General features: G+C 60.7%; 12 protein-coding genes. 5 read left to right on the top strand and 7 right to left on the bottom strand.

What is annotated here, in order from left to right:
- Window positions 1-69: 69 nt before the first annotated feature.
- On the bottom strand, window positions 70-510 hold the full coding sequence (locus tag AC27VU_RS22205; RefSeq protein WP_045122370.1) for a CBS domain-containing protein: 441 nt from the start codon (window positions 508-510) through the stop codon (window positions 70-72).
- Window positions 511-839: 329 nt separating this feature from the next.
- Here AC27VU_RS22205 and AC27VU_RS22200 point away from each other — a divergent pair, with 329 nt between their 5' ends.
- Window positions 840-3,200: a DNA polymerase II gene (locus AC27VU_RS22200; protein WP_488724941.1), complete on the top strand. Its 2,361-nt coding sequence runs from the start codon at window positions 840-842 to the stop codon at window positions 3,198-3,200.
- On the opposite strand, the gene AC27VU_RS22195 is transcribed toward AC27VU_RS22200, so the two are convergent.
- The 4 genes from AC27VU_RS22195 to AC27VU_RS22180 form a co-directional block, all read right to left on the bottom strand.
- Window positions 3,165-3,635, bottom strand: coding sequence for a DUF1810 domain-containing protein (locus AC27VU_RS22195; RefSeq protein WP_488724940.1), 471 nt, complete (start codon window positions 3,633-3,635; stop codon window positions 3,165-3,167). The genes AC27VU_RS22200 and AC27VU_RS22195 overlap by 36 nt on opposite strands.
- A gap of 28 nt (window positions 3,636-3,663) precedes the next feature.
- Entirely contained in the window at window positions 3,664-4,485 is an 822-nt protein-coding gene (locus tag AC27VU_RS22190) for an aldo/keto reductase (protein WP_488724939.1), read from the bottom strand.
- Window positions 4,486-4,692: 207 nt separating this feature from the next.
- Window positions 4,693-5,841: an aldose epimerase family protein gene (locus AC27VU_RS22185; protein WP_488724938.1), complete on the bottom strand. Its 1,149-nt coding sequence runs from the start codon at window positions 5,839-5,841 to the stop codon at window positions 4,693-4,695.
- 65 nt (window positions 5,842-5,906) lie between these two features.
- The gene (locus AC27VU_RS22180) at window positions 5,907-6,077 is read right to left on the bottom strand and encodes a hypothetical protein (RefSeq protein WP_488724937.1); all 171 of its coding nucleotides are present in this window, start codon (window positions 6,075-6,077) and stop codon (window positions 5,907-5,909) included.
- Between AC27VU_RS22180 and AC27VU_RS22175 the strand changes: the two genes are divergently transcribed.
- From AC27VU_RS22175 to AC27VU_RS22165, 3 genes are all read left to right on the top strand, one after another.
- Window positions 6,076-6,825: a hypothetical protein gene (locus AC27VU_RS22175; protein WP_488724936.1), complete on the top strand. Its 750-nt coding sequence runs from the start codon at window positions 6,076-6,078 to the stop codon at window positions 6,823-6,825. The two genes, AC27VU_RS22180 and AC27VU_RS22175, sit on opposite strands and share 2 nt — an antisense overlap.
- Window positions 6,826-7,001: 176 nt before the next feature.
- Window positions 7,002-8,216: an MFS transporter gene (locus tag AC27VU_RS22170; RefSeq protein WP_338801361.1), complete on the top strand. Its 1,215-nt coding sequence runs from the start codon at window positions 7,002-7,004 to the stop codon at window positions 8,214-8,216.
- A gap of 229 nt (window positions 8,217-8,445) precedes the next feature.
- Window positions 8,446-9,231 (top strand): sulfite exporter TauE/SafE family protein, encoded by a 786-nt coding sequence (locus AC27VU_RS22165; protein ID WP_488724935.1) that lies wholly within the window; start codon window positions 8,446-8,448, stop codon window positions 9,229-9,231.
- Window positions 9,232-9,299: 68 nt separating this feature from the next.
- Here AC27VU_RS22165 and AC27VU_RS22160 read toward each other — a convergent pair whose 3' ends face one another.
- On the bottom strand, window positions 9,300-9,773 hold the full coding sequence (locus AC27VU_RS22160; RefSeq protein ID WP_488724934.1) for a GNAT family N-acetyltransferase: 474 nt from the start codon (window positions 9,771-9,773) through the stop codon (window positions 9,300-9,302).
- A gap of 209 nt (window positions 9,774-9,982) precedes the next feature.
- On the opposite strand from AC27VU_RS22160, the gene AC27VU_RS22155 reads away from it, so the two are divergent.
- The gene (locus tag AC27VU_RS22155; RefSeq protein ID WP_262143067.1) at window positions 9,983-10,555 is read left to right on the top strand and encodes a DUF4174 domain-containing protein; all 573 of its coding nucleotides are present in this window, start codon (window positions 9,983-9,985) and stop codon (window positions 10,553-10,555) included.
- 102 nt (window positions 10,556-10,657) lie between these two features.
- On the opposite strand, the gene ampC is transcribed toward AC27VU_RS22155, so the two are convergent.
- Complete coding sequence (gene ampC, locus AC27VU_RS22150; protein ID WP_488724933.1) at window positions 10,658-11,824, bottom strand: class C beta-lactamase; 1,167 nt, start codon at window positions 11,822-11,824, stop codon at window positions 10,658-10,660.
- Window positions 11,825-11,922 lie beyond the last annotated feature (98 nt).

Genomic DNA, 11,922 nt, shown 5'->3' with positions numbered 1-11,922 from the left:
CCCCCCCCCCCCCCCCCCCCCCACAAGCCCGCTCCCACAGGGGATTTGCAGTGCTCGCGCGAAAGGTGATCACTCCCCGCGAATGTACTGCTCCAGCTGTTTGATCAGCTCTGCCTGTTCGGCAATCGCCTCTTTTACCAGGTCGCCGATCGACAACAGACCGATCAGCTTGCCGTTCTCCACCACCGGCAAGTGGCGCAGGCGTTTGTCGGACATGATGCTCAGGCAGGTGTCGACGGTCTGGTGGGTGTCCACGGTGATCACCGGCGAAACCATGATGTCGCGCACCGGTGTGCCCACCGAGGAACGTCCGTGCAGCACCAGTTTGCGCGCGTAGTCACGCTCACTGATGATGCCCAGCACTTCGTCGTTCTCCACCACCAGCAAGGCCCCGACGTTTTTCTCGGCCATCTTCATCAGCGCTTCGAGCACCATGTGACCGGGTTTGATCTGGTGTACTTCCTGATTTTTCTGATCTTTGAGCTTGAGCAGTTGGGCGACGGTCTTCATGGCGGTTACTCAGGTGTTGTCGTTGTTCTTCAAGCATCGTAGACGCTGGCGCGCAGAGCAAGGTGGCAAAGCGGCAGATAGCACGCAAAAAACGTCATTTGCCGGTTTTTCCGGCTTACCTCCAACCCTGTGGCGAGGGAGCTTGCTTCCGCTGGACTGCGTAGCAGGCCCAAACCCTGAGAATTCGGTTTGCCTGATGCACCGCATTGCCTGGTTTTACGAATGCTGCGCAGCCTAGCGGGAGCAAGCTCCCTCACCACAGGGAATGGGGTTATCGCTTGAAGGGCAGCGTAGAATGCCCCTCTGATTCAATTCCTGAGGTTGCAGTGGTGGATTTACAGCAGGGCTTCGTCCTGACCCGGCATTGGCGCGATACCCCGGCCGGCACCGAAGTCGAGTTCTGGCTGGCGACCGACGCCGGGCCGCGCCGTGTGCGCCTGGCGCCGCAGACCTCGGTGGCGTTTATCCCCGCCGTACAACGCGAAGCAGCCGAACGCCTGCTGCACGACGAAAAGAACGTCGAACTGCGCCCGCTGGCCCTGCAGGATTTCGAGCATCGCCCGGTGCTGGGCCTCTATTGTCAGCAACACGGCCAGTTGATGCGCCTGGAAACCGCGCTCAACCGCGCCGGTGTCGACGTTTATGAAGCCGACGTGCGCCCGCCGGAACGCTACCTGATGGAGCGCTTCATCACCGCGCCGGTGCTGTTCAGCGGCACTGCCGATGCCGACGGCGTCTTGCTCAACGCCCAACTGAAGCCCGATCCCAAATACCGGCCCAAACTGCGCCTGGTCTCGCTGGACATCGAAACCACCGAAACCGGCGAGCTGTATTCCATTGCTTTGGAAGGTTGCGGCCAGCGTCAGGTGTACATGCTCGGCGCGCCGAACGGTGACGCGAGCATCGTCGACTTCGATCTCGAATACTGCGACTCGCGCACCGTGATCCTGAAGAAACTCAACGACTGGTTCGCCCGCCACGATCCCGACGCAATCATCGGCTGGAACGTCGTGCAGTTCGACCTGCGCATCCTCCACGAACATGCGCGGCGCCTCGGCGTGCCGCTGAAAATCGGTCGCGGCGGCGAAGAGATGCAGTGGCGCGAACACGGTAGCCGCACGCACTACTTTGCCTCGGCAGCGGGGCGGCTGATCATCGACGGCATTGAATCGCTGCGTTCGGCGACCTGGAGTTTTCCCTCGTTCAGCCTGGAAAACGTCGCGCAGACCCTGCTCGGCGAGGGCAAAGCGATCGACAACCCGTACCAGCGCATGGACGAAATCAACCGCATGTTCGCCGAGGACAAACCGGCGCTGGCCAAGTACAACCTCAAGGACTGTGAGCTGGTCACGCGGATCTTCGCCAAGACCGAGTTGCTGACGTTTCTCCTCGAACGCGCCAGCGTTACCGGGCTGCCGGCGGATCGCAGCGGTGGCTCGGTGGCGGCGTTCACTCACCTGTATATGCCGCTGATGCACCGCCAGGGTTTCGTCGCGCCGAATCTGGGCACCAATCCGCCGCAGGCCAGCCCGGGCGGTTTCGTCATGGATTCGCAACCGGGCCTCTACGAGTCGGTGCTGGTGCTCGATTACAAGAGCCTGTATCCGTCGATCATCCGCACCTTTCTGATCGACCCGGTGGGCCTGATCGAAGGCCTGCAACACCCGGACGATGCCGATTCAGTGCCGGGGTTTCGCGGCGCCCGATTCTCGCGCACCCGGCATTGCCTGCCGTCGATTGTCGCGCGGGTCGCCGAAGGTCGCGAGACCGCCAAGCGTGAGCACAACGCGCCGCTGTCGCAGGCGTTGAAAATCATCATGAACGCCTTCTACGGCGTGCTCGGTTCCAGCGGTTGCCGGTTTTTCGATACGCGTCTGGCGTCGTCGATCACCCTGCGCGGCCACGAGATCATGCTGCGCACCCGTCAGCTCATCGAAGCGCAGGGCCACGCGGTGATCTACGGCGACACCGACTCGACCTTCGTCTGGCTGCGCCGGCCGCACGGTCAGGAGGAAGCAGCGCAGATCGGTCAGGCGCTGGTCAAACACGTCAACAACTGGTGGCGCGAGCATGTGCGCGAGGAGTACGGCCTGCAAAGTGCCCTCGAATTGCAGTACGAAACGCACTACAAGCGCTTTCTGATGCCGACCATTCGCGGCGCCGAGGAGGGCAGCAAAAAGCGCTACGCCGGACTGGTGACCCGCGCCGACGGCAGCGAAGAAATGGTCTACAAGGGCCTGGAAACCGTGCGCACCGACTGGTCACTGCTGGCCCGACAATTCCAGCAGGAACTGTACGAGCGAATCTTCCAGCGCAAGCCGTATCAGGATTACGTGCGCGATTACGTGCGCAAGACCCTGGCCGGCGAATTCGATGAGCGACTGGTCTACCGCAAGCGCCTGCGCCGCACCCTCGATGACTACGAACGCAACGTGCCGCCGCATGTGCGCGCGGCGCGGCTGGCCGACGATTACAACGCACAGCACGGGCGCCCGCGGCAGTATCAGAACGGTGGCTGGATCAGTTACGTGATCACCCAGGCCGGGCCGGAACCGCTGGAAGTGCGCCGCGCCGCCATCGACTACGACCACTACATCACCCGACAGCTGCAACCGGTGGCCGATGCGATTCTGCCGTTTGTCGACGACGATTTCTCAACCCTGATCGGGGGGCAGCTGGGCCTGTTTTGAGTCCAGCAGTTGCAGGGTCCATTCGTCGAGGATGCCGTGGAAGTAACGCTCCAGTGCCTGATTGAACAGACTGTCCTCGGCGCCAAACTGGGCAAACAGCGTCATCGAGGAGTGAAACTTCAGGTCATCGGGGTGGCCGAAAATCTCGGCAATCGAACGCTGACGGATGTTCAGCACCAGTTGCGTGCAGGTGCGCAGTCGAGCGCCGAGCAGGTCATGGGCCAGGTAAGCCTCGGCTTCCTCGGCAGACTGAATGGCGAAGCGCCGGGACATTTCGCTGCCGCCCAGCCCGGCGAACTGCGGGAACACAAACCACATCCAGTGGCTGCGCTTGCGCCCCTCGTCGAGTTCGCGCTGGATCCGTTCGAATACCGGGTCCTGGGCCTGGACGAAACGCTGCAGATTGAACGGGTCGTACTGATCAGTGCTTCTCATGACGAAGCCCTCGCCAGCCGGCAGCGACTCAGACCATAGCCAGCCGCTGCTTGCGTTGTGGCGCTTTGAATACCTGGTCCAGCGCCGCCAGATCCCCGGCATCCAGTTGCAACTGCGCCGCTTGTGCATTGAGTTGCACGTGTTCCGGTCGCACAGCCTTGGGAATCGCAATCACACCATCCTGACGCAGAATCCACGCCAGTGAAACCTGTGCCGGGGTCACGTTGTGACGAGTGGCAATCTTGTTCAGTACCGGTTCAGCCAGCATCGCGCCACCCTGGCCAATCGGGCAGTACGCCATCAACGGCATGCGCTGCTGTTGGCACCATGGCAGCAGATCGAATTCGACGCCGCGCTCTTCCAGGTTGTACAGCACCTGATTGGTGGCGCACGCCGGGCTGGCCAGTTCGTCGAGGTCGTCGACGTCAAAATTCGACACGCCCCAGCGGCCGATCTTGCCGTCCTCGCGCAGGCGTTCGAACGCTTCGACGGTTTCATCCAGCGGATACTGGCCGCGCCAATGCAGCAGATAGAGGTCGATGTAATCGGTGTCGAGCCGGCGCAGGCTGCGCTCGCAGGCTTGGGGGATGCCTTTGCGGCTGGCGTTGTGCGGGTAGACCTTGCTCACCAGAAACACCTGGTCGCGCAGACCGGCAATGGCTTCGCCGACCACGCTTTCGGCACCGCCCTCGGCGTACATTTCCGCCGTGTCGATGAGGGTCATGCCCAGTTCGATGCCTTGGCGCAGCGCGGACACTTCACGCGGGTGCGCCGAGCGATCTTCGCCCATGCGCCAGGTGCCCTGGCCAATCACTGGAACCTGCACGCCTGCCAGTTCGAGGGTACGCATTCAAACCTCCTGTGCTGATGGTCGATACCTTAGTGGGCAGCAGAATAGCGCAGGGGTTCCAATGGAGGGCGATGAACCTGTGGCGAGGGAGCTTGCTCCCGCTGGACTGCGCAGCAGGCCGCTGCTTTCCAACTTAATGAAAAGCGAGGGCCGCTTCGCGCCCCAGCGGGAGCAAGCTCCCTCGCCACAGGAAATGAGTGAGGTCAGTTATTTTGTGGTGAATTTCAAGACGACGCTTTGTGTATAAGCCTGTCCCGGATCGAGACGCGTACTTGGGAAATCCGGCTGATTCGGCGAGTCTGGATAATGCTGAGTCTCCAGGGTAAACGCGCCCCAGTGCGGATAGACCTTGCCACCCTTGCCCTTGACCGTGCCGTCGAGGAAGTTGCTGGTGTAAAACTGCACCCCCGGCTCGCTGGTGAACAGCTGCAAATGCCGCCCGGACTGCGGATCGCTGACCTCGGCGGCGACTTTGCTCAGATCACCCTTGGTATCCAGCACCCAGTTGAAATCGAAGCCGCCCTGTTTCGGCTCGGCAAATTTCAGCTGCGGATGATCGGCCTTGATCTGGGCGCCGATCGCGGTGGGTTTGGTGAAGTCCATCGGCGTACCGGCCACGGGTGCCAGTTCGCCGGTCGGGATCAGCTTGGCCGTGACCGGGGTATAGCGGCTGGCGTGCAGGGTCGCGATTTGTTTCAACACGTCGCCATTGCCGGCGCCGGCGAGGTTGAAGTAGCTGTGGTTGGTCAGGTTGAGCACTGTCGGTTTATCGGTGCTGGCCTTGTAGTCGATGCGCAGTTCGTTGCTGTCGGTCAGGCGATAGGTCACTTGCGTGGTTAGGTTGCCGGGGAAGCCCATTTCGCCATCCGCCGACAGGTAGGTCAGGGTCACGCCCACTGAATCCTTGTCTGTGACGGGCTCGGCTTTCCAGACCTTTTTGTCAAAACCCAGCGTACCGCCATGCAACGCGTTGGACTTGTCGTTCTGCGGCACCTGATAGCGCTTGCCGTCGAGTTCGAACGCGCCGTCGGCCAGTCGATTGCCGAAACGGCCGATAGTCGCGCCGAAATAGGCCGTGCCCTTCTGGTAACCCTGAACATCGTCGAAACCCAGCACCACATCGGCGGCTTTGCCGTATTTGTCCGGCACCAGCAGCGATTGCAGGGTGGCGCCGTAGGTGATGACGGTCGCCTGCATGCCGTGGCTGTTGCGCAGGATGTATTGCTCGACGGGCGTGCCGTCATTGGTTTTGCCAAAGGCTTTGTGTTCGGCGCTGAGGCCGGCCGCGTTGGCGGAGAGGGTGGCGATCATCAGGGACAGTCCGAGGCCGGAGAGCAGGTGACGTGATTGAAGCATGGTTGACCTTCCTTTTTGTTGTTGTTTTCAAAACAGGGTAATAGTCATGCTAATTGTGGGTTGAGTCAGAATTTATAGCCGGTTAAAGGTTTATTGCAAATATAAAGTAATACTAAATAGTTGCCGAAGGTCGGGAAATCGTGCCAGCGCTGCACTTTTCCGGATTCGACGGCTCTATCCATGGCCAGGATGCGGCGACGCCCGCCGCGCAGGAATGTGCCTGTTCGAGAATTCATGCCGAGAGTTTTTCCCCCGATCGCCCGATTCGTTCGCCGCCCGTGCCTGTTGCTGGCCTGTCTGTCGTCGCTGTTTGTCAGCGGTTGCACGCACCAGACCGGCAACGGTTTCATCGCTCAGATGCGTGACGGTCAACCGCAGGAATTCCTGCAGACCAGCGTCGATCGCATGGCCACGTTGGCGATGCGCGACAACCTCAACAGCCTTTATCGCCTGATGGGCAAGCTGTATTTGCGTAACCCGGAAGAACTGCGCAAGTCGGGCTTCCTCGACATCAATACGGCGGTGAAACAGGTGCGCCTGGCCGTCGAGCAGCAGCAACCGTTACCGGTGTTGGGCGGGCGCAAAGATCTGGCGGCGCTCAGCTATGCGATGAGTCCGGAGTTTCTCGGGGATCGGGTCGGCGCCTTCATCTATGCCATCGGCAGCATGCTGGTCACCGCCCATGGCAATCGCGTCGAGTTCTACATGACCGATGCGATCAACCCGACCTTCGTCCACAACGCCGCGCGCAACATCGAGAAAGCCACGTGGATTCTGGCCCAGCGCCAGAACAAGGAAGGCCAGCCCTTGCTGTTCTCCAACGAAATCTCGGAGGAGGGCAGCAACCTGAGTTTCGCTACCGAATTCGGCAAGATCGTCGCGCGCCTTGACTTGCTGACACAGATGCTAGATGAGCGCTACCGGCGTATCGGCCTGAACTACGCGCAGAGCCTGCTGTTCCTGAATTTCCTGCCGGTGCAGTAAGTGCGGAGATCCAATGTGGGAGCGAGCCTGCTCGCGAAAGCGATCTGCCAGGCGCTGAATCTTTGATAGATCCACCGCATTCGCGAGCAGGCTCGCTCCCACATTGATCAAATTGTGCGTGGGATTTTTGTATACAATCCATCGCTACTATTGATCCAAAGGGAGCTGCACCTGTCATGACCGACTCCGCAAGCACCGAATTCACCCGCCTCGACCACGCCACCCGTGCAGAAAAACTGCCCTATGCCGCGTTGCTGGCGTTCGCCATGACCGGCTTCATCGCCATCCTCACCGAGACCCTGCCCGCCGGGCTGCTGCCGCAAATCGGCGCCGGGCTTGGGGTCAGCGAAGTGCTCGCCGGGCAACTGGTGACGCTGTATGCGCTGGGCTCGATCGTCGCGGCGATTCCGCTGACCGTCGCCACCCGGGGCTGGCCACGTCGGAGGGTGCTGCTGATGACGGTCGGCGGTTTCCTGGTGTTCAACACCATCACCACGTTCTCCAGCCATTACGGTCTGACCCTCGCTTCGCGGTTTCTGGCCGGGATGGCAGCCGGCCTGTCATGGGGGATCATGGCCGGTTACGCCCGCGGGATCGTGCCGGCGCATCAACAGGGGCGGGCGTTGGCGATCGCCATGCTCGGCACGCCAGTGGCACTGTCGCTGGGCACACCGGCGGGGACTTGGCTGGGCAACCTGATCGGTTGGCGCGCTTCGTTCGGGATCATGTCGGCGCTGGCATTGGTGTTGGCGGCGTGGATCGTGCTGGCGGTGCCCGATCGTCCCGGCCAGACCAGCGCCGAACGCCTGCCGCTGCTGCAATCGCTGCGTCTGCCGGGCGTACGGCCGGTGCTGTTCGTGGTACTGACCTGGATGCTCGGGCACAACATTCTCTACACCTACATTGCACCGTTCCTGATGCAGGCCGGGCTGGCCGAGCGGGTCGATCTGGTGCTGCTGGTGTTTGGTCTGTGTTCGCTGGTCGGGATCTGGATCATCGGCCTGCTGGTGGATCGCTGGTTGCGCTGGCTGACCCTGATCAGCCTCGCGGTGTTTGCCGTGACCGCCCTGGTGCTGGCGCTGATGTCACCGTCGCCGTGGCTGATCTATACCTGCATGGCCGTGTGGGGCTTGTCGTTTGGTGGCTCGGCGACGTTGCTGCTGACGGCTGCAGCGGATTCGGCTGGCGAGCATGTGGACGTGGTGCAGGCGATGCTTACCACCTCCTGGAACGTGGCGATTGCCGGCGGCGGTCTGTTTGGCGGGCTGCTGCTGGATCGGGCGGGGGCGATGTCGTTTCCGTGGGCGCTGTTGATCCTGTCGCTGATTGCGCTGGCGACGGTGTGGATCAACCGTCATCACAGTTTCAAACCGGGCCGGCGCGTGCATTGATCTACCTGGCACCATGAACCCCTGTGGGAGCGGGCTTGCTCGCGAAAAGGGCGTGTCAGTCGATATCTACGTGAATGACACACCGCCTTCGCGAGCAAGCCCGCTCCCACTCAGATAAAGGCAGTGTGGCTGGAAGGCATAACGATAGACCGCATTGATATATGTGGTTATATGAAAAATCGCTATGCTGCGGGCCAGATTTTTCCTGTCGTTTTTTCTGGACGTCTTAATGGAATTGGCAAATTTCGGCCTGGTGATTGCCGGGCTGGTGGTGGGGTTTATTGTCGGCATGACCGGTGTCGGCGGTGGTTCCTTGATGACGCCGATCCTGCTGTGGTTCGGCATCAACCCGGCAACAGCGGTGGGCACTGATCTGCTGTATGCAGCCATTACCAAATCCAGTGGCGTGCTGGTGCACAAGAAGAACGACAACATCGACTGGGCCATCACCGGTTGGCTGACCCTCGGCAGCGTGCCAGCGGTGGCAATGACCTTGTGGTTCCTCAGCACCTTGCACACCGCGCCCGACGCAATGAACGCAATCATCAAACAAGCGCTGGGCTTCGTGCTGTTCGCCACGGCGCTGGCGATTCTGTTCAAGAAGCGCCTCCTCGAATTCGCCCACAAACGCGCTGGCGGCAACTACAACCCGAGCGGCGCGCGCCTGAATGTGATGACGGTGATCACCGGCCTGATCCTCGGCACCATGGTCGCCCTGACTTCAATCGGCGCCGGCGCCTTGGGCACGGTCGCGCTGTTCATCCTCTACCCGCTGTTGCCGACCCGGCGTCTGGTCGGCACCGAAATCGCCCACGCCGTACCGCTGACCCTCGTTGCGGGGCTGGGGCATGCGAGCATGGGCAACATGGATTGGGGCGTGCTGGGCTTCCTGCTGATGGGTTCGCTGCCGGGCATCTGGCTCGGCAGCCACCTGACCGGGCGCATTTCCGATGAATTGCTGCGCCCGTGCCTGGCGACCATGCTGCTGTTGATCGGCTACAAACTGGCGTTCTGATGTAGGAGCTGCCGCAGGCTGCGATCTTTTGACCTTCAAAATCAAAAGATCGCAGCCTGCGGCAGCTCCTACACTGGGGTATGAATGATGTTGAATTTCATGACGGTCACCGGCAGTTCTTCGTAAACCAGATCCTCGACCACCTCCCATCCCAGCCGCGCATACAGCGATTGCGCGGCGTCGGTGTACAGATACAACTCGGTCACCCCCAACGCCGCGGCTTCATCGACGATCCTGTTGACCAGTTGCGAAGCAATCCTGCGTCCACGCTCTTCGGCCTTCACGTAGACGCCCGCCAGCCATGGCGTCAGTTGGGGACGGATCTTCATGTCACTGTCGATCAACAGCGCGCCACCGAGCAATCTGCCGTCTTCAATGGCCACCACCACGCTGGGAATTGCACCTTTGCCGCAGGCGGCACGCATCCGTTCGGTGCGGGCTGCAAGGGTGTCGCCGGGACGGAACTCGCCCCATTCCTGGAAATTGAGTTCGGCCAGTTCCTCAATCAAATGCGGGTGATCGCACAGGTAGTCGATGTGCATGGGGTGAACTCCATTTCGTGGGCAGAACGACCACCCTAATGCGCTCACAAAAGGTAATCAAATCCGCGTCACGATTACGCCGATGTGGTTGCGCAATGACGGGGCTGACCTAAGCTTCTGACAAGGCGAAACATATTTGCCGGGCACGACCCCGGAACAATCGCCACGATGCGCAATCATTAGAGCGTGGATATCAAAAGGAGATGCGCATGCTCATCAGGTCACTGACCCTGACACTCTTGCTGGCGATTGCCGGCCCCTTGTTCGCCGCTGACAACGACTCGCCCATAGCCGGGGATATGGGACGGGCCCGACCGCTGATCGTGATCGCACAAAGCACCGTCGACCCGGTGTGGGTGGGGCTGAAAAAATCGCTGGACGATCCGGCGAGCAAGAAAGGTGTGACTGATCGCAGCATCAAGGTCTACACCATCCTCAATATGGCCGGTCAGCTCGATGGCAAAGACCTCGGCCAGCAAGACACCATGGCTTTGCTGCGTTCGCTGAAACTCGGTGCCGGCGCGTACCCGAAAGTGTTCCTGATCGGCAAGGACGGCGAAATCAAACTTTCGGCCTCGGGCGATGAAGCGAAGTCGGTGGACCTGAAGAAAATCTTCGACACGGTTGATGCGCTGCCGGCCAGCGAGAAAGACATCACCGTACCAACGGTCGCCGATACCAAGGCCACTGCCGCCGAACCGGCAGCCAAGAAAGGCGAGAAGGGCGCCAAGCCAACCAAACCCGCGAAACCGAGCAAACCACCGGAAATGCCGGATGATTGACGGCATGGCCTGAATCAAAAAAATGGGCGACCTCTGCAGGGTCGCCCATTTTTATTGCCCGTTTGTGGCGAGGGGATAAATCCCCTCGCCACAGTTTCAATATCAGTCAGTCAGGGCGCTGAATATTTCGTGGGCAATCTTCACCCGTTCCGCGTTCGGGTAATTCTTGTTCGCCAGAATCACGATGCCGAGATCCTTCGACGGTACAAACGCCACATAGGCGCCGAAGCCTCCGGTCGCGCCGGTTTTGTTGTAAAGCACGTTGTCCGGTTCAGGCTGTGGCGAGGCCAGCCATTTGACCTTATGCGCTTCCATGGCCATCGGCGTCGAGTTGCCGTTCTGCAATTTATCGAGGCTGATCGGGTAGGCGTAACGCTCCCAGCCCAGACCTTGGGTCATGTCGCCAACGGTGTAGTAACCGGTGTGGGTCGCGGCGATAGCTTTTTGCAGTGGCGCTTCAAGGCTGGCCGGTTTCAGGTTGGCCTCGACATACCGCAGCAGATCCGCAGCACTGGTTTTAATACCGTAGGCTTCGGAATCCAGTGCGCCTGGAGTGACCCGAACCGGTTGGTCTTTCTTGTCGTAACCTTGGGCGTAAAGCTTGGCTTCGGACGCGGGCACATGGATGAAGGTTTGCTTGAGGCCGAGTTTCGGCAGCAGGGTTTCGCTCATCACCTGATCATATGGCTGACCGAGGGTCTTGGCGGCCAGATAACCGAACAGGCCCAGGCTCGGGTTGGAATACAGGCGCTGGCTACCGGCCGGGAAGCTCGGTTTCCACTGTTGGTAGTAGCCGAGCATCTTGTCCGCCGAGTCCCACTCGTCAGGGAATTGCAGCGGCAGGCCGCCGGCGCTGTAGGTGCCCAGTTGCAGCACGCTGATGCCATCGAAGGCGCTGCCCTTGAGTTCTGGCCAGATCTGGCTGGCCTTGGTCGACAGGTCCAGTTTGCCCGTCGCCTGCGCATAGCCGGCCAGGGTCGCGGCGAAGGTTTTGCTCACCGAGCCGATTTCGAACAGGGTGTTTTCGCTGACTTTCTGCCCGGTATCCTTGGCGGCGACGCCGTAATTAAAGTAATGCGGCTGGCCGTTGACGGTGATGGCCACGGCGAGGCCGGGGATGTTCTGCTGCTGCATCACCGGGGTGACGGATTTGTTCACCAGGGCTTGCAGTTGCTCGTCGCTGGGCGTGGCAGCCATGCACGCTGCGGCGCCGAAAAACAGGCCGAAAGCGCTGCAGGAAATGACTTTGCTCGGATTGATGAATGACATAAATGAACCACTCTCCATGAGTGTTGAGGGTGTTATCCCGCTAGACTGCGGGCAATTGCAATGTTGGGCAGCTGATCAGCGCCGACAATTTAGGCAGT

It is taken from the genome of Pseudomonas sp. 14P5.3.2 (assembly GCF_057799175.1).
The sequence above is the reverse complement of the archived record's forward strand: the minus strand, read 5'-3'. Positions and strand labels throughout refer to the sequence as shown.

Excerpts from the sequence above, each read along its gene's own strand:
- AC27VU_RS22205 (WP_045122370.1), bottom strand. The coding sequence starts at position 510 with ATGAAGACCGTCGCCCAACTGCTCAAGCTCAAAGATCAGAAAAATCAG.
- AC27VU_RS22195 (WP_488724940.1), bottom strand. The coding sequence starts at position 3,635 with ATGAGAAGCACTGATCAGTACGACCCGTTCAATCTGCAGCGTTTCGTC.
- AC27VU_RS22190 (WP_488724939.1), bottom strand. The coding sequence starts at position 4,485 with ATGCGTACCCTCGAACTGGCAGGCGTGCAGGTTCCAGTGATTGGCCAG.
- AC27VU_RS22185 (WP_488724938.1), bottom strand. The coding sequence starts at position 5,841 with ATGCTTCAATCACGTCACCTGCTCTCCGGCCTCGGACTGTCCCTGATG.
- AC27VU_RS22175 (WP_488724936.1), top strand. The coding sequence starts at position 6,076 with ATGCCGAGAGTTTTTCCCCCGATCGCCCGATTCGTTCGCCGCCCGTGC.
- AC27VU_RS22180 (WP_488724937.1), bottom strand. The coding sequence starts at position 6,077 with ATGAATTCTCGAACAGGCACATTCCTGCGCGGCGGGCGTCGCCGCATC.
- AC27VU_RS22170 (WP_338801361.1), top strand. The coding sequence starts at position 7,002 with ATGACCGACTCCGCAAGCACCGAATTCACCCGCCTCGACCACGCCACC.
- AC27VU_RS22165 (WP_488724935.1), top strand. The coding sequence starts at position 8,446 with ATGGAATTGGCAAATTTCGGCCTGGTGATTGCCGGGCTGGTGGTGGGG.
- AC27VU_RS22160 (WP_488724934.1), bottom strand. The coding sequence starts at position 9,773 with ATGCACATCGACTACCTGTGCGATCACCCGCATTTGATTGAGGAACTG.
- AC27VU_RS22155 (WP_262143067.1), top strand. The coding sequence starts at position 9,983 with ATGCTCATCAGGTCACTGACCCTGACACTCTTGCTGGCGATTGCCGGC.
- ampC (WP_488724933.1), bottom strand. The coding sequence starts at position 11,824 with ATGTCATTCATCAATCCGAGCAAAGTCATTTCCTGCAGCGCTTTCGGC.